At 51.2% G+C, this 20390-nt stretch carries 18 protein-coding genes; 12 read left to right on the forward strand and 6 right to left on the reverse strand.

From position 1 onward, the window contains the following. The first annotated feature begins 31 nt into the window (after positions 1 to 31). Positions 32 to 1297, forward strand: coding sequence for a DEAD/DEAH box helicase (locus H8K29_RS08645; protein WP_186897261.1), 1266 nt, complete (start codon positions 32 to 34; stop codon positions 1295 to 1297). Between the two features lie 66 nt (positions 1298 to 1363). Here H8K29_RS08645 and H8K29_RS08650 read toward each other — a convergent pair whose 3' ends face one another. Both H8K29_RS08650 and upp read right to left on the reverse strand, forming a co-directional pair. Continuing rightward, positions 1364 to 2530: a pyridoxal phosphate-dependent aminotransferase gene (locus H8K29_RS08650; protein WP_186897262.1), complete on the reverse strand. Its 1167-nt coding sequence runs from the start codon at positions 2528 to 2530 to the stop codon at positions 1364 to 1366. 90 nt (positions 2531 to 2620) lie between these two features. After that, positions 2621 to 3253, reverse strand: coding sequence for a uracil phosphoribosyltransferase (gene upp, locus H8K29_RS08655; protein WP_223826859.1), 633 nt, complete (start codon positions 3251 to 3253; stop codon positions 2621 to 2623). A 215-nt stretch (positions 3254 to 3468) separates the two neighbouring features. Here upp and H8K29_RS08660 point away from each other — a divergent pair, with 215 nt between their 5' ends. Beyond that, complete coding sequence (locus H8K29_RS08660; protein WP_186897264.1) at positions 3469 to 8877, forward strand: hypothetical protein; 5409 nt, start codon at positions 3469 to 3471, stop codon at positions 8875 to 8877. An 82-nt stretch (positions 8878 to 8959) separates the two neighbouring features. On the opposite strand, the gene H8K29_RS08665 is transcribed toward H8K29_RS08660, so the two are convergent. Continuing rightward, positions 8960 to 10324 carry an ATP-binding protein gene (locus H8K29_RS08665; RefSeq protein ID WP_186885496.1) on the reverse strand — a complete coding sequence of 455 codons (1365 nt, stop codon included), beginning with the start codon at positions 10322 to 10324 and terminating at the stop codon, positions 8960 to 8962. Between the two features lie 18 nt (positions 10325 to 10342). Further along, positions 10343 to 11113: a two-component system response regulator OmpR gene (ompR, locus tag H8K29_RS08670; protein WP_186885495.1), complete on the reverse strand. Its 771-nt coding sequence runs from the start codon at positions 11111 to 11113 to the stop codon at positions 10343 to 10345. A 243-nt stretch (positions 11114 to 11356) separates the two neighbouring features. On the opposite strand from ompR, the gene H8K29_RS08675 reads away from it, so the two are divergent. After that, positions 11357 to 11689 carry a hypothetical protein gene (locus tag H8K29_RS08675; RefSeq protein WP_186897265.1) on the forward strand — a complete coding sequence of 111 codons (333 nt, stop codon included), beginning with the start codon at positions 11357 to 11359 and terminating at the stop codon, positions 11687 to 11689. 27 nt (positions 11690 to 11716) lie between these two features. On the opposite strand, the gene smpB is transcribed toward H8K29_RS08675, so the two are convergent. Beyond that, the gene (gene smpB / locus H8K29_RS08680) at positions 11717 to 12166 is read right to left on the reverse strand and encodes an SsrA-binding protein SmpB (RefSeq protein ID WP_186885633.1); all 450 of its coding nucleotides are present in this window, start codon (positions 12164 to 12166) and stop codon (positions 11717 to 11719) included. A gap of 111 nt (positions 12167 to 12277) precedes the next feature. Between smpB and H8K29_RS08685 the strand changes: the two genes are divergently transcribed. Together H8K29_RS08685 and H8K29_RS08690 are read left to right on the forward strand one after the other, a co-directional pair. Next, a complete protein-coding gene (locus H8K29_RS08685; RefSeq protein ID WP_186897266.1) occupies positions 12278 to 12709 on the forward strand; it encodes a type II toxin-antitoxin system RatA family toxin in 432 nt (143 codons plus the stop codon). Next, positions 12702 to 13004 carry an RnfH family protein gene (locus H8K29_RS08690; RefSeq protein WP_186897267.1) on the forward strand — a complete coding sequence of 101 codons (303 nt, stop codon included), beginning with the start codon at positions 12702 to 12704 and terminating at the stop codon, positions 13002 to 13004. The genes H8K29_RS08685 and H8K29_RS08690 overlap by 8 nt, the downstream gene beginning before the upstream one ends. A 15-nt stretch (positions 13005 to 13019) precedes the next feature. Here H8K29_RS08690 and H8K29_RS08695 read toward each other — a convergent pair whose 3' ends face one another. Then, positions 13020 to 13520 carry a DUF4124 domain-containing protein gene (locus H8K29_RS08695; RefSeq protein ID WP_186897268.1) on the reverse strand — a complete coding sequence of 167 codons (501 nt, stop codon included), beginning with the start codon at positions 13518 to 13520 and terminating at the stop codon, positions 13020 to 13022. A gap of 105 nt (positions 13521 to 13625) precedes the next feature. Here H8K29_RS08695 and guaB point away from each other — a divergent pair, with 105 nt between their 5' ends. From guaB to H8K29_RS08730, 7 genes are read left to right on the forward strand one after another with little or no spacing between them, the layout of a single operon-like run. Continuing rightward, the gene (gene guaB, locus H8K29_RS08700) at positions 13626 to 15086 is read left to right on the forward strand and encodes an IMP dehydrogenase (RefSeq protein WP_186897269.1); all 1461 of its coding nucleotides are present in this window, start codon (positions 13626 to 13628) and stop codon (positions 15084 to 15086) included. A gap of 28 nt (positions 15087 to 15114) precedes the next feature. Beyond that, positions 15115 to 16161, forward strand: a complete 1047-nt coding sequence (locus tag H8K29_RS08705) for a GGDEF domain-containing protein (protein ID WP_186897270.1) — start codon at positions 15115 to 15117, stop codon at positions 16159 to 16161. Positions 16162 to 16164: 3 nt separating this feature from the next. Continuing rightward, on the forward strand, positions 16165 to 17757 hold the full coding sequence (gene guaA, locus H8K29_RS08710; RefSeq protein ID WP_186885488.1) for a glutamine-hydrolyzing GMP synthase: 1593 nt from the start codon (positions 16165 to 16167) through the stop codon (positions 17755 to 17757). Positions 17758 to 17760: 3 nt separating this feature from the next. Continuing rightward, entirely contained in the window at positions 17761 to 18396 is a 636-nt protein-coding gene (gene queE, locus H8K29_RS08715; protein WP_186897271.1) for a 7-carboxy-7-deazaguanine synthase, read from the forward strand. Between the two features lie 7 nt (positions 18397 to 18403). After that, the gene (gene queD / locus H8K29_RS08720; RefSeq protein WP_186885486.1) at positions 18404 to 18847 is read left to right on the forward strand and encodes a 6-carboxytetrahydropterin synthase QueD; all 444 of its coding nucleotides are present in this window, start codon (positions 18404 to 18406) and stop codon (positions 18845 to 18847) included. A 23-nt stretch (positions 18848 to 18870) separates the two neighbouring features. Next, positions 18871 to 19386 (forward strand): tRNA adenosine(34) deaminase TadA, encoded by a 516-nt coding sequence (gene tadA, locus H8K29_RS08725; RefSeq protein WP_186897510.1) that lies wholly within the window; start codon positions 18871 to 18873, stop codon positions 19384 to 19386. 9 nt (positions 19387 to 19395) lie between these two features. Further along, entirely contained in the window at positions 19396 to 20313 is a 918-nt protein-coding gene (locus H8K29_RS08730; RefSeq protein ID WP_186897272.1) for an LD-carboxypeptidase, read from the forward strand. Positions 20314 to 20390 lie beyond the last annotated feature (77 nt).

A 20390-nucleotide genomic window follows, 5' to 3' on the forward strand; every position in this document is an offset into this window, starting at 1 on the left:
GTGCCGACCATCTTTCAGTAAAGCTTTATTCATGTCATTTTCCAGCCTGGGCCTCACGCCCGCACTTCTGAGCGCCCTGCGCGACCGTAGTTATACCGAAGCGACTGCCGTGCAGGCTGCCGCGATTCCTGTGATCTTGCAAGGCAAGGATGTGATTGCCGAGGCGCAGACCGGCTCCGGAAAAACCATCGCCTTCTGCGCGCCGCTCTTGCAAAATCTGGCACTGACGGCGGCGCGTCCGCGGGCGGTGCAGGTGTTGATTCTGGTGCCGACCCGCGAGCTTGCCGCGCAAGTGGGCACCACGCTGAGCAGCCTGTGTAAATCGGTCGCGCCTGCTGCCAAACTGGCGGTGGTCTTTGGCGGCGTCTCGATTAATCCGCAAATGCTGCATTTACGCGGCGGTGCCGACATCGTGGTCGCGACGCCGGGGCGTTTGCTGGATCTGATCGATCACAATGCCTTGTCCTTGGCACGCGTGAATACGCTGGTGCTGGATGAGGCTGATCGTTTGCTGGAGCTGGGATTTGCCGATGAGTTAAACCGCATCGTGGCGATGTTGCCCGCACAGCGTCAGAATTTATTATTCTCCGCGACGTTTGCGCCGGAAGTAGAAAGTCTGGCGGTGCGCATCAGCCCACAACCGGAACGTATCCGCATAGCGGTCACCGACGCCGGTAAGCCGGATATCGTGCAAAGAGCGATCAGTGTCGATGCGCCTCGCCGCACCCAATTATTGCGGCATTTGCTGACCAGTGAGAAATGGCCAAGGGTGCTGGTGTTTGTCGCAACCAAATATGCGGCGGAGCTGGTGGCGGTGAAATTGCGCCGCGCGCATATTGCAGCGGAACCATTTCATGGCGAGCTGACGCAGGGCAAGCGCGAACAAGTGCTGGCCGATTTCAAGGCGTCGCGCCTGAAGGTGGTGGTGGCAACCGATGTTGCTGCGCGAGGCATCGACATCGCCCAGTTGCCGGTGGTGGTGAATTATGATTTGCCGCGTTCCAGCGATGATTATATTCATCGTATAGGCCGTACCGGCCGTGCTGGTCTCAGTGGGCAGGCGTATAACTTTGTGACGCCGGAATCCGCCGCCCATTTTGCGCTGATCGCGCGTAAGCAAGGTTTGCGTTTGGAGCTGGAATCGATCCCGGGTTTTGAAGCAAGCGCTTTGCCTGTTGCTGCCAGCGAGCGTGTGCTGGATGTGAATGGTGGCGTGAAAGGGAAGCGCCCCAGCAAAAAAGACAAATTACGCGCCCTGGCGGCGCAGCAAGCGGCAGCGGCAAAAGACGATAATTAAGCTGGGCTGCAATGTTGCTGCAATGTCGCCGCGATCTTGCTGCTGATCTGCCGTTATTGTTCAAGCTTACAGCGCAGCCAGTCTGGCGATCGCAGTTTCCAGCGTTGCATCCTGTTTCGCAAAACAAAAGCGCACGACGCCGGATTCTTTTGCTTGCTGATAAAAGGCCGATACGGGAATTGCCGCAACGCCGATTTCACTGGTCAGCCAGCGCGCAAAATCGAGTTCTGGTAAATCTGAAATCGCGCGGTAATCCACACTTTGAAAATACGTGCCCGCACATGGCAACAGACGGAAACGGGAATGCGCGAGGCCATCGCGGAACAGGTCGCGCTTACGTTGATAAAACGCGGGCAACTCTAGATACGGCGCGGAATTTTGCATGTACTGCGCGAGCCCGACCTGCATAGGAGTATTCACGGTGAAGACATTGAACTGGTGCACTTTGCGGAATTCTGCCATCAGCGCTGCCGGGGCGACGACATAGCCGACTTTCCAGCCGGTCACATGATAGGTTTTACCAAAACTGGAAATAATATAGCTGCGCTGCGCCAGTTCCGGGTGGCGCGCGATTGATTCGTGGCATTGCCCGTCATAGACCATGTGTTCATACACTTCGTCCGAGGCAATGAGGATGCGGGTGTCGTGCACAATGTCTGTCAATGCCGCGATATCGCTGGCGCTCAGCACAAAGCCGGTAGGATTGTGCGGTGAATTGAGCATGATCAGCCGCGTTTTGCCGGTGATGCTGGCGCGGACTTTGTCCCACGGAATGCTATAGCCGTGTTCGCTTAATTCCATGCTGACGAAAATCGGCACGCCACCAGCGAGTCTGATCGATGGCACATAGCTGTCATACGCCGGCTCGATCACGATCACCTCATCACCAGCATGCACGCAGGCCAGCAAGATGGTTAATATGCCTTGCGTGGCCCCGGCGGTAACCGTGATTTCGCAGGCAGGATCATATTGATAACCGTAAATCGCCGCGATTTTTGCGGCGATCTGCTCTCTGAAGATGGCGACGCCTGGCATAGGTGGATATTGATTGTGCCCAGCGGCCATGGCGCGCGTCACTGCGGCAGGCAGCGCGGGGTCGCAATCGAAATCCGGAAATCCTTGTCCCAGATTCACGGCTTTTTTCTCAGCGGCAAGTGCCGACATCACCGAAAAAATCGTGGTGCCGACTTCGGGTAATTTGGAAGCTGGAATGAAACTGGTAGTCGTTGTCATATTCAGTGCAGGGAAATAGATGCTGTATTTCTGACAGCAGAGACAAAAACGCCCCGGCGCTGTGAGGCTGCCGGGGCGTTTTATTTAGATTTATTTGGTGCCGAACAATCGGTCACCAGCATCGCCCAAGCCCGGAACGATATAACCATGATCGTTCAGGCATTGATCGATGGATGCGGTAATCACAGGCACATCAGGATGCGCGTTTTGCATGACCTTGATGCCTTCCGGCGCTGCCAGCAGGCAGACAAATTTAATCGACTTCGCGCCGCCTTGCTTCAGGCGGGTGATTGCTGCCGCTGCTGAGTTACCGGTGGCCAGCATAGGATCAACCACGATCACCAGACGGTCAGCGATATCTTCCGGCACTTTGTAGTAATACTCGACTGGTTCAAGCGTCGCCGGGTCGCGGTACAAGCCGATATGACCGACGCGCGCATTCGGCAACAGATCCAGCATGCCATCCAATATGCCGTTACCGGCACGCAGCACAGAGATCACGCAAAGTTTTTTACCACTGATCGTCGGTGCGTCGATGACCTGAATCGGGGTTTCGATTCTGGTGAATTCGATAGGCAGATCGCGTGTGACTTCGTACGCCAGCATCTGGCTGATCTCGCGCAGCAGACGGCGGAAATTATCCGTTGGTGTGTCTTTGCTGCGCATCAGCGACAGTTTGTGTTGCACTAACGGGTGCTTGATTTCAGTGACTAATTCGTTCAAGGTCATTCTCCTGCTGATTTTGGTGTGACCGCTATTTTACGTCCCCGCGCTGTTTTAGGGGAGGCGTTCATTCACGAATAAATGGGAATAGAGGGGTTTTTCTCGCTTTACTCTGGCGATTGTTTGATTTTTCTTCATTGATAATTCAGGGTAAGAAGTTCCGGAGCCGCCAGGCCAGCGCCTTTAGGGAACGACTACTATCTCAGGAGTGAAGAATGGACAGCAATCAGTCATTATTAAATAAATTTTCTTTAGGGAATTTCTCCCTTGATCAGCGTATGGATCAGAAAGAAGATTTTTTATCTTCTCCTGATGATCTGGAGTCAAATTCCCGTATCGACGTCAAAGGCATACGCGAGGCGATTGCCCGTGTTGAGGCTGAAGCCCGCGCCACGGTCGCCTCTGAAACCCGTCTGAAAGCAGAAGCACAGGCCCGTGCGATGGCAGAAGCCCGCGCGCAGGCAGAAGCCGAGGCAGCCGAGCTGGCGCAGAGAAAACTGCAATTGGAACAGGAAGCAGCAGAAAGCAGCCGCACAAGATTACTCGCTGAAAAGCAATCGCAGGCCGCCAGCGCAGCCCGGATTGCCGCGAATGAACAGGAAGCACGTGATTTACAAGAACGTGCGCAAATGGAAAGCCGTGCCCGCGCACAATCTGAACAGCGCCAGAAGATAGAGCAGGAAGCCAAAGCCCGTGCTGAAATGCAGTTCAAGGCAGAGTCAGAAATTACCGCCAAAGCACAGGCAACAGTAACCCAGTTAAGCAAACAGACAGAAGCCGCAAAAAACTGGGCTGCTGAACGTTTCGCTGCATCCGAAAGTGCGCGCCAGCAGGCCGTTGAGCGTGCCCGTGCGGATGCACGTATTGCAGAACTGGCACGTGAACGTGAAAAACGCGAACGTGAAGCACGCGAAACCTCAGAAATGCTGGTCAAAGTACGCAGCGAAACGCTGCAGGCCAGTAAAGAGCGTGATCAGGCCGATGCGATGGCGCTGGAATTTGCCATCAGTCGCGCCCCTGTGGAAGCACGTGCGCGAGAAGATGCGATTGCCCGTTTAGCCATAGAGCAGGAGCATGAAGCCATTGCGCAGGCCCGTATGGAGTCTGAACGTCGCGCAGCAGAAGCGATCCAGATGCGCATGCAGGCAGAGCAAGACTTGTATGCGGCGGCATCCAAGCGTGAACAGGCAGAAGTGATCGCCACAGCCACGGCACAAGCCCGTCGTGAAGCAGAGGACAAAATCCGCCAGGTCACAGAATCCCGTATCCGTGCGGAGCGCGAATTACAATCGACAGCAATGCATCGCATTGAGAATGAACAACAGGCAGATGCACAGGCTCGTACGCGCCTGCAAGCAGAAGCCGAAGCATCTGAAGAAGCACGTCAACGTCGTATCGCTGAACAAGAAGCGACAGAAATCGCCCGTCAGCGCGCGGCGGAAGAGCAGCGTGCCGCCAAGCTGGCCAAAGAACGCATAGAAATTGAACGTGTTGCTGTACAAGCTGCCCGTGAGCAGGCTAATGCCGAACAACAAGCCCTGAGCGCCAGCGCGTTTCAGGTTGATTTGCTCAAGCGCGCCAGCGCTGCTGCCGAGCTGAAGGCAAAAAAAGCAGAAGAATTAGTCGCTGCGGAACAAATGCGGGCGGAAGCCGAACAAAAAGCAGTGAATGCACTCGATGCAAAACTGCAGGCCGAGCGTCAGAAGGCAGAAGAAGCGGAAGCCCGTGCCAAAGCAGATGAAGCGCACGCTGAATTGTTGCGTATGCAGGAAGCGGCAGATCGCGCAGCACGCGTGGCGCAGGAAACTGAATATATCGCAGAAAAAATTGCGCTGGAAAAAGCCATAGAACAAGCTGAGTTGCAGCAAAAAATGGCAGAAGCAACAGTGAAGAAGAGCAGGGACGTCAGTGAACTCCTTCGCGTTCAACAACAATGTGCTCAGGATGAGGCGAAAGCAATGGAACTACTCGATGAGAAACTGGATGTAGAACGTCGTCGTGCCGAGGCGGTTCAGCAAATGCTGAAAACTGCAGAAGAAAAACTGGCGCTGGAGCAGGCTGCACAACTGGAATTCGAAGCAAAACAGCGTGCCGAAGAGGAAATGAAAGCGATTGCAGCCGCAAAAGAGCAGGCCGAGCGTGAGCAAAGACTGGCGCAGGAAGCGGCTAATCAGGCAGAACTGACAGCGCTGGAACAGGCCGAAATTCAAAAAGAAGTACAACGCAAAGCGGCGGCCCTGGCACTGTTGAAATCGCAGCAGGCAGTTGAAATGACGCGTGCCGAGCAGGTTCGTACCGAAGCGGAAAAACAGGCAGTATGCGCAGCGCAGGAAAAGCTGGAAGCAGAAAAAGCCACGGCAGAACAAGTGATCGCCCGTGCCCATGCTGATCGTCAGCATGTCAATGTATTGCAGGCACGTCAGCAACAGGAATCGGAAGCCCGGACTGCACGTCAGGCATTGATCCAGGCCGAGCAAGCCCGCCTGCAAAAAATGCAGGAGCATGCTGAGTTGCAAAAGCAAGCAGCCAGCGCGGCTCAATCCAAAGTCGCAGAAGCCGAAGAGTTAGGTAAAACCTTGCGCCTGCGCGCAGAGTCAGAACAAAAAGCGCTCGGACTGGTGCAGGAAAAATTACAGGCAGAAAAGAAACTAACGGCAGAATTGCAGGCGAAAGCAAAAGTCGAGCAGGAAGAGCGCGATCAGCATCTGGCCAGACTGGAAGCCGAGCAGGCATTGCGTACTGCTACAGAATTAAAACTCGCTGAAGAAAAGAAATTGTTCGAGCAAAATGCGGCGCAGGCGCAGGCTGAACAGCAGGCAGCGCAGGCTGCAGCGGCACGTGTTAAAGCGGCAGCGCAGATCACACGTCTGGAACAGGAAAAAGCACAATCGCAACAACAGGCAGCAGCGGCGCTGGAGCAACAAGCGAAACTGGAGCAAGAACGTACCGATGCCGAAAAATCTATCGCGAAAGCTGCAACAGAAAAACTGACGGCAGAAAAAATCGCCCATGCTGCTGCACAGGCAAAAGCGATTGCAGAGCAAGAACAAGCCGTTGCAGCCGCAGAACGTGCACGTGCTGAGCAAGAGGCAAGCCAGATGGCTGAGGCGAAACTGCAGGCAGAAAAAGCCTTGCAATTGCAGGCGCAGGCGTATGCGGCCAGCCAGCAAAAAGCGCATCAGCTGGTGGTTGAAAAAAATCGACGCATCGCAGAGTTGGAACAAGTTGTACAACAACGCTCTGCTGATGAAGCGGTTTTGCTGGCAACAACAACAGCAAAATTACAGGCAGAACAAAGCGCTCAGCAAGACGTACAAACCCGTCTGGTCAGCGAAAAACAGGCCAATGAATTTGCCCAAGCCAATGCGTACGCGCAGCAAGTGGCACGTCTGGCCGGTGAGGCAACTCTCGCTGCAGAGCAGGCTTTACATCAGGAATTGGCTGCACATGCCGATGCACAAAAGCTGATGGTAGAAATCGCACAACAGCGTTTGCAGCAAGAACAGCAATTGCTGAAGGTGCAACAAGAACGTATCGCAGCCGAGCAGGCGCTGGTAGCAATGCTGACAGCAAAACAAGAGGCTGAAGTCGCTGCAGCAGCGGAAGTACAGGCGCGTCTGGATGCCGAAGCTGAGCAAGTGGAATTGTTGGCGGCACGCAAAAATAGCGATGAAGAAGCACGCCTGGCAATAGAAAATCTGAATACGAAAGAAAAAGAATGGCTGGCGCAAGCGGCTGAAGAAGCATTAATCAAGCGTCAGACTGCTGCCGCACTCGAAGAAAAAACCTCCTTATTGCTGGAATCCAGCCGTGCAGAGCAACAACGCCTCGCGACCGAGCAACAACTGAGCGAAGAGTTGCAGGCAAAATTATTGGCGGAACAACAGCAACAGCAAGCATTGCAACAACGTTTGCAAGCGGAACAAGAGGCAGCGCAGATCGCGGCCTCACGTTTTGAACAGGAGCAGGCGGCAGCACAGGCATCACAATTGCAACTGGAGACCGAGCAGGCGATGTTTGCTAAATCGGTACAACACGCTGAGGCGCAACGTGCAGCGGCCGAGGCGATGGAAGCCAAATTGCGTGAAGCGGAAACGTTGGCGTTGATGGAAAATCGCCGTGCCGCTGCTGAGCTTGAAGAATTGGCCGCTATCGAACAAAAGATGCTGGCAGAACAAAAGGCGCTGGCGGAAGCTGAACAACGTCAGCAAGCTGAACAAGCGTATCTGCAATTGTCTGAAATTCGTGCTCAGGCTGAGCAAGATGCGAACGTGGCAATGCAGATCAAACTGACTGCCGAGAAAGAAGCGACAGAATTAGCGCAAATGCATGCGGCTGCAGAAAAAGAAGCTGCTGAACTGGCGCAGATGCGTGCTGATGAGCTGTTGGCATTGCAGCAGATGGAAGCGCAAAAGGCCGAGCTGGCTCAGCGTGAAATCCAGGCGATGCAACTGCAGAAGCAACGCGAGCAGGATGAGTTGCAATTGAAGCAGCAGGCATTGACGGCGATCAGCCAGAAAATGGAAGCGGAAGCGTTGATACTCAAAGCCTCCGAAGACAGATTGCAAGTTGAGGCTGAATTGGCGAAGCAGAGCCAGTTGCGTGCACAAAAAGCAGTCGAGGCTAACGCAGCGGAACAGGAAAAGGTCGCTGCAGAACAAGCATTGATCGCGGCATCTGAAGCACTGGCAGAGCAAGCCAGAATGGCGACAGTTGAGATGAATGCCCGAATGGAGCAACAGCAGCAACTGGCAGAAATTGAAGCGCAAAGAATTGCAGCTGAAAACAAGCTGGCGCAAGACGTCGCCGCACGTTTGCAAGCAGAACAGGCATTGCTGGCAGACTTGCAGCAACAGGAAGAGCAAGAGGCTGCGTTGGCGGATCTGATGTTGCAACGTCGCGCCGAACTTGCTGCAGCAAAAGCAGCGTTAGAACAGGCGAAGAAAAATGCTCTGGCATTATCTGCGGAAGAAATAGAGCTGGCGGCATTGCAGCAACAGTTCGCGCAACAACAACAGGCAATGGAACAACAAAAGCAACAGCGTCAGGAGCAGGCTGAGTTGCTGAAAGCGCAGTTGGCTGAGATGCAGGCTGCATTGAAAGCGGAAGCCGAGCAAGAAAATCTGAGTCTGGTCGCGGAACATGCACAGGCTGAAAATCTGGCGCAGGAATTGATTTCCAAGTTGCGCAACAACCAACAACAAAGTGCTGAATGGCGTTTGCAGGCGCAGCAAATGCTGTCGAGTGCGCCGGTGGAAATTACTTACGACATCGGGCAGCAAGCGGAAAAAGATGCGCAGGAACGCTTCCGTCTGCGCCTGCGTCCTTCTGTGCTGGCTGGTTTGATGTTGTGTGCTGGCGTTGCTGGCGCGGGGTTCGCTAATTTCTCTACACCGATGTCTGTTGCCAACGCGATGGCAGCCAAGGCTGCACCGGTTGTTGCCAGCCCTGCGAATGTCGCCACACCTTCTGTAAAACTGAACAGCGGCATGCAATTGAGCTATGAACTGACACCATCAGCAACACAGGTGAAAAAATCTGCGGAAAATGGCATTGCACAACAAACTGAACCGGTGAAGGCAGAAGAAAAAGCGGCCTTGCAATTAGCGATGGCGGCGAAGTAAGAGGAGCAGATAAGAGCGGCAGAAAACAACGCTTGAGTAGTAAATAAAAATCCCGGTGATTATTTATTATTACCGGGATTTTTTATTTGAACTTCATTTCTGGAAAAATCATGACGGCAACAAAGCCTTTGTGCTCATGGTTATAAATCCTTAATCTGCCACGATGACGGCGGACTATCCTATCGACAATCGCCAGACCGAGACCTGAACCGTTTGCCTGGCTGCGTGAGACATCGGCGCGAGTAAAGGGTTTCAGCAGACGCCCGATATCGTCGTCGCTCGGAGCACCTTCACCGTAATCCCGGAAACTGATCAATACACCTTGTTTTTTGCCCTTCGTCTTGTGGCTGCATTGAATTTCTACAACGGTGTTGAGTTTGTCCGGATTCTTTCCGTAACGGCAGGAGTTTTCAATCAGGTTGCTGAACAGTCGCCTGAGCTCTGTCGCATTTCCTGAAATATACATGTCTGTTGCAATCGCTGAATGCAGGTGAAGGTAGTTCACCCGTGAATACTCCTGAATCACTTGTTTCAGTAATTCGCTGATATTCACTTTATCAAAACGAAGACTGTCGATCGGTTTCGCATAGTCAAGGAATTGATTGATGATTGCATCCATTTGCGACAGATCTGATTGCATGCCGGATCGTGCCTGCTCGTCCAGATCGGCCATTTCCACTTCGAGTTGCATACGTGCGAGCGGTGTACGCAAATCATGTGAAATCCCGGCAAGAATGATGGTGCGGTCAGCATCGATTCTGGCCAGATCTGCAACCATGTTATTAAAGCTGGCATTGGTTTCGCGAATTTCTTTCGGGCCACGTTCAGGCAGAGCCGGTGCCTGCTTACCCTGGGCGAGTAAGCGTGCCGCATTACTCAGGCGGGACAGGGGATCGTTAATGAATTTAGAAATCACTGCTGCTCCCAGCAGGGTAATCAACAAGGTGGCGGTGATCCAGCTGAGTACTGGCAAGGTTGTTGGTGGCTCCAGCCGGTCTTCATCCAGCCGCAGCCAGTAATGATCGCCCTCGATCTCCAGACTGATCCAGAATCCGCTATTACCATTCACCGAGCGGGCGAAACGGGTCTCTTTGCCCAGCTGCGCTTTCATCATCTCACTGAATTCGGTCAGAAAAACGGTGGGCTCAAGTTTATCCAGGGTGTCGGCATCATTCCGTAGATAAATCCGTATTCCCTCGCTATGCGCCAGATCGAGCAAAAGCTCTTTGCGTTTTTCGGGCGCAGAATGTGTCAGCGCAGCGCGTGTAATCGTGACGATGGAAGTGATTTGCGCCGTCAGTTGCTGAGCGCGAGGTGTTCGTTCAAGGGTTTTGAAACTGACGAACCATATCATCATACTGGCCATCACAAGGATGGCCAGTAAAAAAAATGTACGCCAGAAAAGACCGCTGCGCAGCCATTCGAGACTATTCAGGTATGAGCGCATACGTCTTCAGCGGGAACGCTATTCCTTGCTTGCTTCCGGAATGAAGACGTAGCCGAGTCCCCATACAGTCTGGATGTATAAAGGATTGGATGGATCTGGTTCTATCAGTTTTCTCAGACGTGAAATCTGCACATCCAGACTACGGTCAAATACTTCATATTCGCGGCCACGTGCCAGTTCCATCAGCTTTTCACGGGATAAGGGCTGGCGCGCATGGCGGGCAAAGACTTTAAGTACGGAAAATTCGCCAGTCGTCAGAGAAATAGCTTCGTTGTTTTTTCTCAGAGTGCGAGTGCCGAGATCCAGAACAAAATCGCCGAAAGCAAATGTTTGCGGGCCGTCGGAAGGTGCTCCGGGTAATTCATCCGGTACTTTGCGACGCAGAACGGCATTGATGCGGGCAACCAGTTCACGTGGATTGAATGGTTTCGGCAGGTAGTCATCGGCTCCCATTTCCAGGCCGATAATCCTGTCCACTTCCTCGCTTTTCGCCGTCAGCATGATGATAGGCGTTTTGTCGCCTGCACCGCGCAGTCGGCGGCAAATGGCGAGCCCGTCTTCGCCCGGCAGCATTAAATCCAGTACCAGCATGTCGTAGCGTTCACGCATCCAAAGTTTATTCATGGTCTGCGCATTCTCTGCGCCGACAACATGAAAACCTTGTTCGGTCAGGTAACGCCGCAACAGTTCGCGGAGTCGTAAATCGTCGTCCACAACCAGAATTTTTGCTTTCGGTGCGTTGTTGGCGGGAGTTGGAGTGTTCTCTGTAGGTGTTTGAAGATTTGTCATGTCTGTAATGGTACTGGCATCGTTACCGCCTGGGAACAGTCAGGCAGAGAGGATTACAAAGAGTTACATACTTTACTTCTATGGGAAAGGAATAACAATGTAATTAAATTAAACTACGATGACAATCTGATCATTGGTCATGCGTTTTCTGTTTATTTGCCGTCGTTAGAGTTGACTGGAGCAAGCGCCTGATGCAAAAAATGGTGGTATCAAATTCTATGCTGCAAAAACTGAAAACAGTGAATGAATAAAGCTCTCGCTATATTTTTTGCCATCTTGCTGGTGCTGTTGTCGATAGGTTCCGTGATCGCAATACCTTCGCCTGGCTCCGTAGCCGCAAATCCGAACTCTGGCTTTTCCGCTGGAAAGCATACGCAAGCCAGTGTTGCTGATGTTTCTTTATCTGCGACAACGATGGATAAACACAAAAACTGCGGCTTTAAAAAAATGTCCGCTACATCCTCCTGTGAAAGTCCTTTGGCCGATGTAAAGAAAAATAAGCTCAGCGTGGATGAGCGAAAGATGCTGCGTCGGCAAATTCGTGACGTTGAACAAGAATTTGATGCCGCCAAATAGCGAGCCAGAAAAAAACTTGTGTCGATATTAGCGGCGGTGTTGTTTCATTATCTTTTGCTGTTCACGCTGCCAGTCTTTTTCTTTCTCTGATTCTCGCTTGTCGTGTTGCTTTTTACCTTTGGCAAGCCCTATCTGACATTTGATTCTGCCATTGCTGAAGTGCATGTTGAGCGGCACCATCGTATAGCCAGAGCGTTCGACTTTGCCGATTAATTTGCTGATCTCTGCTTTGTTCAGCAATAATTTGCGTGTACGCACCGAGTCGGGATGTATGTGTGTTGAGGCGGTTGGCAGTGCACCAATGTGTGCTCCAAACAGAAAAATCTCACCATTACGCACAATCACGTATGCTTCTTTTAATTGAAGACGTCCAGCACGGATTGCTTTGACTTCCCAGCCTTGCAACACCACACCTGCTTCGAATTGCTCCTCGATAAAGTAATCGTGGAAGGCTTTTTTGTTATCAGCAATACTCATGTAATAAGGAAATTGGTTATCTTGCCGTTTCAAAATTTCTTATGATAATTTCGATACGGTGGCGACTCGGTTAAAATGCGAACCTGTGATTCTACCAAATGGTTTCTTTAGATGGCAGTCGTACATAAAACAGTTTTTATCGGATACAGCGCCGCTCAGATGTTTGCGCTGGTTGAGCAGGTCGAAAAATACCCTGAATTTTTGCCTTGGTGTGGCGAGGTTAAGGTAGCGGAGAGATCGGAAACGAATCTGATTGCAACCCTTGCCATTAACTTTCATGGTATCAAACAAAGCTTCACCACAAAAAATATCAATCAGCCGCCGCATTCTATGCAGATGAATCTGGTTGATGGCCCGTTTAGACAACTGACTGGCGGCTGGAAGTTTACTGAATTGCGCCCGGATGCCTGCAAGATCGAGTTCGACCTCAATTATGATTTTTCCAGTAAGTTATTGGAACACTTGATTGGTCCGGTATTCAGCAAGATTGCAAATAGTTTTGTTGATTCATTTTGCTCAAGAGCGGAGGCGATTTATGCCTGATGAAAATAAAATTCAGGTGCAGGTTTGCTATTCATCCGGTGATACTGTCAGTTTGCTCAATGTCAGTGTGCCTCTTGGTGCCAGTGTTCGTCAGGCGATCGATTCCAGTTGTATTTTGGAGCGGCATCCTGAGCTGAATCTCAATACCCTCAAAATAGGGGTTTACGGCAAACTGAAAGATGAGAGCGCGGTTCTGCATGAGGGCGACAGGGTGGAAATCTATCGCCCCTTGCTTGCCGATCCTATGGAAGCCAGACGGCGGCGCGCGCAGAAACAGCAAAAATTGGCAGTGTAACGGTCATTGCTGAAATTAATGACAGCCAGCCAGTGCTTTTTTTACATCCGCCGCTTCTTTTTCCCGCTGTGCATCTGACAAGTAGTTGCGCTCACCGTTTTTATCGGTAGTCGCTACCCGTTGTCCCGATTCCAGAACTTTCTGATACGACCTTGCGCGTTCACAATTTTTCTGTTTATCAGCATTAGCCTGTTGATCCTCACTTGCTTTCCTATCTTTTTCAGCTTGTTCAGCGCGGCGTTTATTGAAATCTTCGTTTCTCGCTGACGTTGTCATTGGTTTTTGCTGCGCATTTGCAGCGTCTTTTGATGCGCTCGCAGTATCGCTGGGTTCTGCTGGTTTTGTTGCTGACTGTCCTGGAGATTTAATGATACGGTTTTTTGGGGTCGATGCCGGAGGAGGGGTGTCAGAAAACTGTTTATTGCCCTTTTCATCCACCCATATATATTGAGCAAAAGCGCTTGCGCAGGTGAGCGTGGCAATGATAAATCCACTGATAAGCTTGAGTTTTAACATGAAGTCATTCTTTCAAAGAGGGCAAAAGATGCAAGAGTTTTACACGTAGCGAGACTACTTCGCAAGTTTTCTGTATAATTCGCTTTTGCGCCTATAGGAAATAGTATGCGTTTACTTCAAAAAGCACTCACGTTCGATGACGTGCTCCTCGTTCCGGCATATTCGGACATTCTCCCGAAAGATACCTCTCTTGCGACTAAATTGACGCGTAATATTCATTTGAATATACCGTTGGTTTCTGCTGCTATGGATACCGTTACTGAAGCCAGACTGGCGATTGCCATGGCGCAGGAGGGTGGTATCGGTATCATCCATAAAAACCTGACCGCCAAAGAGCAAGCGCGTGAAGTGGCGAAGGTGAAACGTTTTGAATCCGGGGTGTTGCGCGATCCGATCACGATTCCACCTGGTATGAAAATCCGTGAAGTGATTGCCTTGTCTCAACAACACGGTATCAGTGGCTTTCCTGTCGTTGAAGGTAAAGTTGTCGTTGGTATTATCACTAATCGCGATCTGCGTTTTGAGCAGGAGCTGGATGCAGAAGCCCGCACAAAAATGACTCCGCGTGAAAAGCTGGTGTGTGTCAATGAGACGGCCGACCTGGCGGAAGCAAAACGGTTAATGAATAAACATCGCCTTGAACGCGTTTTAGTTGTGAATGACGCTTTCGAGTTACGTGGCCTGATTACCGTTAAAGACATTCAGAAGTCGACAGAACATCCATTTGCATCGAAAGATGAGCATGGGAAATTGCGCGTGGGTGCAGCGGTTGGCGTTGGTGTCGATAACGAAGAACGTATCGATTTGCTGGCTAAAGCGGGTGTGGACGTGATTGTTGTCGATACTGCGCACGGTCATTCTAAAGGTGTGCTGGATCGTGTTCGCTGGGTGAAAGACAATTATCCGCATATTGAAGTTATCGGTGGCAATATCGCCACGGCTGCGGCTGCGCTGGCGCTGGTTGAACACGGTGCAGATGCGGTTAAAGTCGGCATCGGCCCTGGCTCTATTTGCACGACGCGTATCGTTGCTGGTGTTGGTGTGCCGCAAATCACAGCGATTGCAAATGTGGCAAATGCACTCAAAGGAACAGGTGTGCCGTGTATTGCTGACGGTGGTGTCCGCTTCTCCGGTGACGTGTCCAAAGCATTGGCGGCAGGTGCGTCAACCGTAATGATGGGTAGTATGTTCGCCGGTACAGAAGAGGCCCCGGGTGAGGTAATTCTGTTCCAGGGGCGCAGTTATAAATCCTATCGCGGCATGGGAAGCCTGGGCGCGATGGCCGATGGTTCTGCTGACCGTTATTTCCAGGATGCGGCAAATAACGCTGATAAGCTGGTGCCAGAAGGTATTGAAGGTCGTGTTGCATATAAAGGCAGCGTGCTGGCGATTCTGTATCAACTGGTCGGTGGCGTCCGTTCATCGATGGGATATTGCGGTTGCGCGACGATTGAAGATCTTCGGACTAAAGCTGAGTTTGTTGAAATCACTTCTGCCGGTATGCGTGAGTCGCATGTGCATGACGTGCAGATTACGAAAGAAGCTCCGAATTATCGCGCCGATTGATATCTGAACGATACGCCTGGGGTGTTGCATGTCTTTGAATTCGACAGATTTTGGTTTGACAACGCTTCAGGTTAATTCTGGTTTCAGTAAAATATTAGCTGAAAAATTTGAAGCAAAAATTGCCCGCTTTGAACGTGTGGGCATGGGGCTGTTTGATGTTGCCAATTGTTTTGTGACATTTGGTCGCGTTGTTGGTCGCTCCGGTCTTACTGAGCGTTCCATCACTGAAATGGAAGCTGCGTTTTCTGACGAATTCCCATTGAGTGACGAAGTGTTGGTTTTGTCTGACCTTAATGTTCATGGCGAATTCGGGCAACACCGCTTTGTTGCTGGCCCACCAATGATCCGGTTTTTTGCTTCGTTTCCTGTCTACGGTCAGGATGGCAAACTGGTGGCGTGTTTGCGTTTGCTGGATTATCAGCCACACATTTTTGATGATGAGCAGCGCTTGTTGTTGGCTGATCTCGCGATTATGGTCGAGCGGGAATTGGCGTTGAGCGCCGTTTGCCAGAATCAACTTGAATTGATGAAGCAGAACCGGCGCTTAAAGCGGGATACCTTAGTTGATCCCTTGCTCGGCACTTGGAACAAGCCTGCGATCATACGTTCTTTGCGTCTGGAAATGGAACGCTGTGCCAATTCGGGCAAACCAATGTCCTTGTTGTTTTTACTGCCGGATCAGATTGCTGAATTACGGGCAAAACACGGCATGGTTCTGACTGACCAGATCTTGGTGCGAATGGTGAGCCGTATTCGTTCTTGTATTCGTCCATTTGATGCTTTAGGGCGGTTTGATAACGATCAGTTTCTGATTGTGTTGCCTGGAGCATCGCGTTTGGTCGTGATGGCAGTTGCAGAAAGAATCAGACTGTCAGTCATGATGCATTCCGAATGGATAGAAAACGCGGAAGTTTCATTGACGGTTTGCGTTGGATTGGCATCGACTGATGTGTACCCTGATGCGGATCCGGAAATATTAATCAGCTTAGCTGAAAAAGCCCTGCTCTCGGCAAAGAGAGCAGGAAACAATACTGTTGTACAGGCTACGCCCGGGCAACCTGACATGATGATTTGATTTATGCACTCAAAAATTCTTATTCTCGACTTTGGCTCTCAAGTCACTCAATTGATCGCTCGCCGTGTCCGCGATGCCGGTGTTTTTTCTGAAGTTCATCCTTACGATGTCAGCGATGAATTTATCCGCAATTACGGCGCTGCAGGCATCATCCTGTCAGGTGGCCCCAGCAGTGTAACCGAAGGTGATACGCCACGCGCGCCGATGGCTGTATTCGACGCCGGTGTACCGGTGCTGGGTATCTGCTACGGTATGCAAACCATGGCAGAGCAACTTGGCGGTAAAGTAGAAAATGGTCTGGTACGTGAATTTGGTTACGCTGAAGTTCGTGCCCGCAGCCATACAGCCTTGTTAAACGGTATCAATGATTTCGTGACACCTGAAGGCCACGGCATGCTGAAGGTCTGGATGAGTCACGGCGATAAAGTCAATGAAATGCCACCGGGTTTCAAGCTGATGGCATCAACGGATAACTGCCCGATTGCAGCAATGGCGGACGAAGAGCGCCGTTTTTACGCTGTCCAGTTCCATCCCGAAGTCACGCACACTGTGCAAGGTGAGGCAATCATTGGCCGGTTTGTACATGAAATCTGTGGCTGTAAATCTGACTGGAATATGCCGGATTACATCGCCGAAGCCGTCGCCGCAATCCGCGCTCAGGTTGGTACCGATGAAGTGATCCTCGGCTTGTCCGGCGGTGTCGACAGCAGCGTTGCTGCCGCGCTGATTCATCGCGCGATCGGTGATCAGCTGACTTGCGTGTTTGTCGATCACGGTTTGCTGCGTCTTGATGAAGGCAAGATGGTGATGGACATGTTCGCCAAAAACCTCGGTGTCAAAGTAATTCACGTTGATGCAACCGCCCAATTCATGGGGCATCTGAATGGCGTTACTGATCCTGAAGCGAAACGTAAAATTATTGGCCGTGAATTCGTTGAGGTGTTCCAGGCAGAATCAGCCAAACTGAGCAATGCCAAATGGCTGGCGCAAGGCACGATTTATCCTGACGTGATCGAGAGTGCTGGCAAAGGCAAAAAAGGTTCGCATACCATCAAGAGTCACCATAACGTTGGTGGTTTGCCGGATACGCTGAATCTGAAACTGCTGGAACCACTGCGCGAACTGTTCAAAGACGAAGTGCGTAAGCTCGGTGTTGCGCTGGGTCTGCCGCATGGCATGGTATATCGTCATCCGTTCCCTGGACCTGGTCTCGGTGTGCGCATTCTTGGTGAAGTCAAAAAAGAATTTGCCGATCTGCTGCGTAAAGCCGATGCTATTTTTATCGAAGAATTACGCACGAACTTCGTTGATCCAAACGCTGAAAAACCAGTCAGCTGGTATGACGCGACTAGTCAGGCATTCGCGGTTTTCCTGCCAGTGAAATCGGTAGGCGTGATGGGCGATGGTCGCACTTACGATTACGTTGTGGCATTGCGTGCGGTACAGACGCAGGATTTCATGACTGCCCACTGGGCACATCTGCCGCACGAGTTATTGGGCAAGGTTTCCAACCGGATTATCAATGAAGTGCGTGGCATTAATCGCGTTGTCTACGATATTTCCGGCAAACCACCTGCAACAATTGAGTGGGAATAAGACGTGACCTATAGTGTCAAAGAAATTTTTTACACTTTGCAGGGCGAAGGCAATCATGCCGGTCGTCCTGCAGTGTTTTGCCGTTTTTCCGGTTGCAATTTATGGACTGGCAGGGAAGAGGATCGCGCATCAGCGGTCTGTCAGTTTTGTGATACGGATTTCGTCGGCACTGACGGTGTTGGGGGCGGTAAATTTAAATCCGCACAAGATCTGGCTGCAGCGATTAATGCCTTGTGGCCAAATTCGTATGCCGCCAGCAAATATGTGGTGTTCACTGGCGGCGAACCGTTACTGCAACTCGATGCGGACCTGATTGCGGCGATGCATGCTGTTGGCTTTGAAATTGCGATTGAAACCAATGGCACCTTGTCTGTACCGGAAGGCATTGACTGGGTTTGCGTGAGTCCCAAAATGGGCTCGGAGCTTGTAGTTCGCAAGGGCAATGAAATCAAGGTCGTTATTCCGCAAATCGGGCAGGATATGGCGACATACGGTAATCTTGATTTTGAACATTACTTCGTGCAGGCGATGGATGGTCCGTTTAGAGACGATAATCTGCGTCGCGCAATTGATTTCTGTAAGCTGCATCCGCAATGGAAGCTGAGTTTGCAGACACATAAACTCCTACAAATTCCTTAAGTTTTACATGTTAACGATTACCCGAAAAATGGAATTCGATGCAGGCCATCGTATTCCCGATCACAGCAGCCAGTGTCGCAATTTGCACGGTCACCGCTATACTTTGCAAATCACGCTGACTGGCGATGTGGTGCAACAGGACGGCGAGTCCGATAACGGTATGATTATGGATTTTGGCGATATCAAGGCGCTGGCAAATCAGCATCTGGTGGGTCTGTGGGATCATTCCTTTATCGTTTATGAAAACGATCATGTGATTAAGAATTTTCTTGCGCAGCTTCCCGATCATAAAACGGTCGTGATTGATCGCGTTCCTACCGTTGAAAACCTCGCGAAGATCGCTTTTGATATTCTTAAAGATGTCTACCATGATCGCTTTGGTCGTAGTCTGAAACTGACCAAAGTGACTCTGTACGAAACGCCTAATTGCTGGGCAGAGATAGACGGCTGATCGTGACTGATGCGTTGACGACCATGCAAGCTGAGTCGGATATTGCATTTATGCGTCTGGCTTACGAGCAGGCAAAGCTCGCATGGGCTGCCGGGGAGGTGCCGGTCGGCGCTGTGGTGGTAAAAGAGGGCGTGGTGATCGCAACGGGCTACAACCGTCCGATTGTGGATCATGACCCTACCGCGCATGCCGAAATCATGGCTTTGCGCGCTGCCGCAGATGTACTCGGAAATTACCGTTTGCCCGGATGCGAGCTATACGTCACTTTGGAGCCTTGCGTGATGTGTGCCGGCGCGATGATGCATGCGAGATTATCGCGTGTGATTTTCGCTGCACGGGATCCGAAAACCGGTGTCGCCGGATCGTTATTGAATATCTTTGATCAGACGCAGTTAAACCATCACACACAAGTGACGCCAGGCGTGCTCGCTGACGAATGTGCGGCACTGTTGAAAGATTTTTTTGCCAGTCGTCGTCAGGCGGCAGCGGCTCAGAAATTACAAGCGAGGGCGACCGTGTCGTCCTCTGTCTCGGAATAACCGATCACCATGCAATTCACACTTCTTACATTAAAAGCGCCGGTTGGCATTGCTGTCGTCGCACCAAGTGGCGGGCCACTCGATGATGCTGCGGTTGTCCGCGGTCTCGAAACTCTGCAGCGGCAAGGTTTTGTCGTGCAGAGTTATTATCAGCCAGAACAACGATTTCAGCGTTTCGGTGGCAGTGATGAGCAACGTGTCGCGCAGTTACACGCAGCAGCAAGTAACCCTGATGTCAGTATCGTGATGGCGTTGCGTGGCAGCTATGGTTTTTCACGGCTGTTGCCACATCTGGATTTCGATTTGCTGGCGAATAGCGGCAAGGTGTTTGTCGGTTACAGCGATTTCACCTTAATGCATCAGGCTATGCTGGCGCGCGGAAGACTCAGTATTGCCGGGCCTATGCTGTACGGCGATTTCACCAGTGACAAACTGTCGGAATACACCTTATCGCAATTCATTCACTGCATTTCTCATCAGCGTCATCAGGTCGGGTTTTCTTGTGCAGAATCGTCTGCAATTGAAGTGCAGGGGCGTTTGTGGGGAGGCAATCTGGCGATGCTGACCCATATCATAGGAACGCCTTACTGGACAGAAGTGGAAGATGGAATATTGTTTCTGGAAGATATAGGCGAACATCCGTACCGCGTAGAGCGCATGCTGTTGCAAATGCATTTTGCCGGTATTCTTGAAAAGCAAAAAGCGATCGTATTAGGTGATTTTTCTGGCTATCAGCTGGCCGCGCATGATCGTGGCTATGATTTTTCTGAGATGCTCAACTACGTGCGTAGCGTAGTCGACGTACCTATCGTTACAGGCTTACCTTTCGGGCATATTGCTGATCGCGCAAGTCTGGTTGTCGGCAGTGCGGCCACATTAAAAGTTGCTGATCAACAGGCACAACTCATGATGGATTATCAGTTGTAATTTTTTTCAGTACTACTGGAATAAGCCGTGACAGAATAAAAAAGCCGCCCAAATTATTGGGCGGCTTTCTCTTTTTA

It is taken from the genome of Undibacterium sp. CY21W, from assembly GCF_014284265.1.
GTDB lineage: Bacteria > Pseudomonadota > Gammaproteobacteria > Burkholderiales > Burkholderiaceae_D > Undibacterium > Undibacterium aquatile.

Coding starts and splice junctions, on each gene's coding strand:
- H8K29_RS08645 (WP_186897261.1), top strand. CDS start 32: ATGTCATTTTCCAGCCTGGGCCTCACGCCCGCACTTCTGAGCGCCCTG.
- H8K29_RS08650 (WP_186897262.1), bottom strand. CDS start 2,530: ATGACAACGACTACCAGTTTCATTCCAGCTTCCAAATTACCCGAAGTC.
- H8K29_RS08660 (WP_186897264.1), top strand. CDS start 3,469: ATGGACAGCAATCAGTCATTATTAAATAAATTTTCTTTAGGGAATTTC.
- H8K29_RS08665 (WP_186885496.1), bottom strand. CDS start 10,324: ATGCGCTCATACCTGAATAGTCTCGAATGGCTGCGCAGCGGTCTTTTC.
- ompR (WP_186885495.1), bottom strand. CDS start 11,113: ATGACAAATCTTCAAACACCTACAGAGAACACTCCAACTCCCGCCAAC.
- H8K29_RS08675 (WP_186897265.1), top strand. CDS start 11,357: ATGAATAAAGCTCTCGCTATATTTTTTGCCATCTTGCTGGTGCTGTTG.
- smpB (WP_186885633.1), bottom strand. CDS start 12,166: ATGAGTATTGCTGATAACAAAAAAGCCTTCCACGATTACTTTATCGAG.
- H8K29_RS08685 (WP_186897266.1), top strand. CDS start 12,278: ATGGCAGTCGTACATAAAACAGTTTTTATCGGATACAGCGCCGCTCAG.
- H8K29_RS08690 (WP_186897267.1), top strand. CDS start 12,702: ATGCCTGATGAAAATAAAATTCAGGTGCAGGTTTGCTATTCATCCGGT.
- H8K29_RS08695 (WP_186897268.1), bottom strand. CDS start 13,520: ATGTTAAAACTCAAGCTTATCAGTGGATTTATCATTGCCACGCTCACC.
- guaB (WP_186897269.1), top strand. CDS start 13,626: ATGCGTTTACTTCAAAAAGCACTCACGTTCGATGACGTGCTCCTCGTT.
- H8K29_RS08705 (WP_186897270.1), top strand. CDS start 15,115: ATGTCTTTGAATTCGACAGATTTTGGTTTGACAACGCTTCAGGTTAAT.
- guaA (WP_186885488.1), top strand. CDS start 16,165: ATGCACTCAAAAATTCTTATTCTCGACTTTGGCTCTCAAGTCACTCAA.
- queD (WP_186885486.1), top strand. CDS start 18,404: ATGTTAACGATTACCCGAAAAATGGAATTCGATGCAGGCCATCGTATT.
- tadA (WP_186897510.1), top strand. CDS start 18,871: ATGCAAGCTGAGTCGGATATTGCATTTATGCGTCTGGCTTACGAGCAG.
- H8K29_RS08730 (WP_186897272.1), top strand. CDS start 19,396: ATGCAATTCACACTTCTTACATTAAAAGCGCCGGTTGGCATTGCTGTC.